The following is a 2,773-nucleotide window of genomic DNA, read 5'->3' as shown; positions in this document are numbered from 1 at the left end:
TTGTATTCGTATGAAACTTTTGCACCGTTAGAACAGGTTGTCAATGCAAGGCAAGAGGCAGAAAAAGCGATGGCGCGTGCGAACGGTGCGCAACAGGTTTCAGAAGAAGCTAAGAAGTTAGCCGATGAATCGAAAACGATTGCTGAACGTGCAGAACAAACAGCAAGAGATGCTTCTCAAACAGCAACAGAGACGACCCAAGTAGCCGCAACAGCGGTAGCGACGAGTCATGAAGTAAAGACAATAGCGACTCAAGCCAGTCTTAAGGCGGATGGCGCCAAACAGACAGCTGATGATGCTAAGGATATGGCGGAAGGGGCAAAAGGATTATCGGAACAGGCAACTTCTTCAGTTACAGAACTAACGAAAACAGTATCCCAAGTAGAAAAGTCAGTAGAGACAGCTTTAACAGAAGCAAGAGAAGCCAAGGAGAAATTAGAAGAAGCAAAAGGCACAGGCGAACAAGCATTGCAAACAGCTTCAGAAGCTAAGGGTTTGGCGGAATCTGCGAAAAGTGCAGCAGATAGTGTAACAGAGAAAGTAGAGCAAGCGCTAAAAGAAGCTAATGATGCGAAATCTAAAGCGGAAGGCTTAGAAACAATAGTTGATGAAGCAAAATCTACGAGTGATCAGGCAAACCAAACCGCCTCTAGCTCTAAAAATTTATCAGAAGAAGCCAAACAAGAGGCAAATCTTGCGAAGACAGCTGCGGAAGAAGCGAAAAATGCATTGACACAAGTGCAAGAGAAGGCAGAGAGTAACAGTGATAGTATTTCTAAACTTCAGGTCAATGTGAATTCTCTTTCCACTTATTTTTTAGAGAATGTACGTTTTGTACAGCCCCACAAAATTCTGGAAGCGGATCCGGCAAATAGAAAAGGTCTTGTGATCAACAACGGCGCATTTTTTCGCTTTTATCATGGTGGCGAGCATGGGGGTAGGTACCTTGTGCACCGTGTTCCAGGGCGTGGGACTATGACTTTTTCAGAAACTCTTGAAGCTGGAAAAGATTATTATATATATCTTATCCTAAAATCTGGGGATAATGATCTATCCTATGAATTTTCGACTAACCCGACAGCTCCTGATGGCTATACAGAGCATAATTCTGAAAAAATCGGTGGATTTCATACGCTTTGTGCAGATGTTGGTGAGATTGAAGATCATCCGTTATCGGGTTATCAAGCGGGGGATATTCTCCCTGAGTCTGTTTGGAGTTTAAATCACCGTCCGAGGAGTGATCCAGAGGGAATGGTTTACGATTCGTGGAAGAATATTTGGGTTGATATTTATCTTCAATCAGGGATAGGTAAAAATACGAAATCGGCATATGGTGTTCCGATTACGACTAATTATAGCTATGCGGAGCATTTAGCTGATTTTTTGTCTGTTAATAAGAGATTTTTGACGAGTGATGAGTTCTCGTCATGCATGGCTGGAAGCAATGCACAAACCAGTATCACAGGCAATCAACCGCCTTCTCCTAAGACGTCTGGAGGACACGTTGATACAGACAATAGACGCATGATATCTGATATTGGTTGTGAGGATGGATGCGGTTATGTGTGGCAATTTTTGTCTGGTTGTTATCCGGTGACTAAATGGCATACAGCGGAACAAGGAAGCAGTTTACGTGTAGACATAAATGTTATGTTGGGGGGAGGCGATTGGTCTGGTGGCTCTAACAATCATCATCTTGCGCGGAATTTTGCGTATTCTCGTTATGACAAAGATGAAAAAATAGGCGCTCGCGGATGTAGTGAGCCCTTTTATTATAATTAGTGCTAAATTGATTATAACATTATTTAATCCAGCCCCGCGTTTGTGGGGCTTTTTTTATGGAGGATCAGATGAGAAAGATATCAAAGGAAGGATTAGAGCTTATCAAACAATGGGAAGGGTTGCGTTTAGAGGCATATAGAGATGTGGCATGCATTTGGACCATTGGTTATGGTCACACCAACAATGCTGGTCAACCGTTTGTCAAAAAAGGCCTGCGTATCACACAAGAGCAAGCAGAAGAAATCCTTTGTGAAGACTTAAAGCAATTTGAGAAGACGGTTGAGGAATCGGTGAGGGTTTCGTTAACGGATAATCAATTCGCGGCATTGGTGTCGTTTTGCTATAACGTAGGAACGAAAGCTTTTTGCAAGTCAACATTGTTGAAGAAGCTTAATCAAGGGGATTATGAAGCTGTTCCTAGTGAATTACAGAAATGGAATAAAGTGGGTGGCAAGCCTTTTGTGGGATTATCCAACCGTCGAGCAGCCGAATCCGGTTTGTGGGCGAAAGGATCTTACATTGCTTCGAACTATCACAGGGTAGAAACACGTGAGGCAAGAGGACTTTTAAAGGTAGAAGCGCTAGCCCCGATTATAGGGTCTTGTTCAGGGTTTGGAGGCTTTTTGGTTGGTAATGGACCAATTCAGTGGGCGTTAGCAGGGATTATGGTTCTAGCGGCTTGTACAGGACTGGTGATTGTTGCCAAGCGGTTTAAGGAACAGCGCTTATGATTTTTTGGTTCAAAAGAAATCTGTCTTTTTTGTTAGCGGCTTTAGCCGTTTTTTTTATGGCATTAGCCAAGGCTTTTCATCTTGGAAAGAAGAGCGAACGGCAGAAGCAAAAAGAGCATACTTTTAAAATAGCAACAACCCGTTTTGAGGTGGAAAATGAAGTTAATCAAAAAACTGATGCTGGTGTGCGTTCTGCTTTGTCTCGTTGGATGCGGGGCAAATAGGACAGTTTCTTGTGTTGGTTGGTTGCCAATTTATTT

At 42.9% G+C, this 2,773-nt stretch carries 3 protein-coding genes; all 3 read left to right on the top strand.

Translation table 11 applies throughout. The features are described 5' to 3' along the window. Positions 1–1,782: phage major tropism determinant (locus FJG96_RS00020; protein WP_139412228.1), on the top strand; the 1,782-nt coding region annotated here is incomplete at its 5' end. A gap of 68 nt (positions 1,783–1,850) precedes the next feature. Continuing rightward, positions 1,851–2,513 carry a lysozyme gene (locus FJG96_RS00015; protein WP_139412227.1) on the top strand — a complete coding sequence of 221 codons (663 nt, stop codon included), beginning with the start codon at positions 1,851–1,853 and terminating at the stop codon, positions 2,511–2,513. Then, positions 2,510–2,737: a hypothetical protein gene (locus FJG96_RS00010; RefSeq protein ID WP_139412226.1), complete on the top strand. Its 228-nt coding sequence runs from the start codon at positions 2,510–2,512 to the stop codon at positions 2,735–2,737. Before FJG96_RS00015 ends, FJG96_RS00010 begins: the two co-directional genes overlap by 4 nt. Positions 2,738–2,773 lie beyond the last annotated feature (36 nt).

It is taken from the genome of Bartonella mastomydis (genome assembly GCF_900185775.1).
Lineage (GTDB): Bacteria > Pseudomonadota > Alphaproteobacteria > Rhizobiales > Rhizobiaceae > Bartonella > Bartonella elizabethae.
This window is presented reverse-complemented; position numbering and strand designations above follow the sequence as displayed.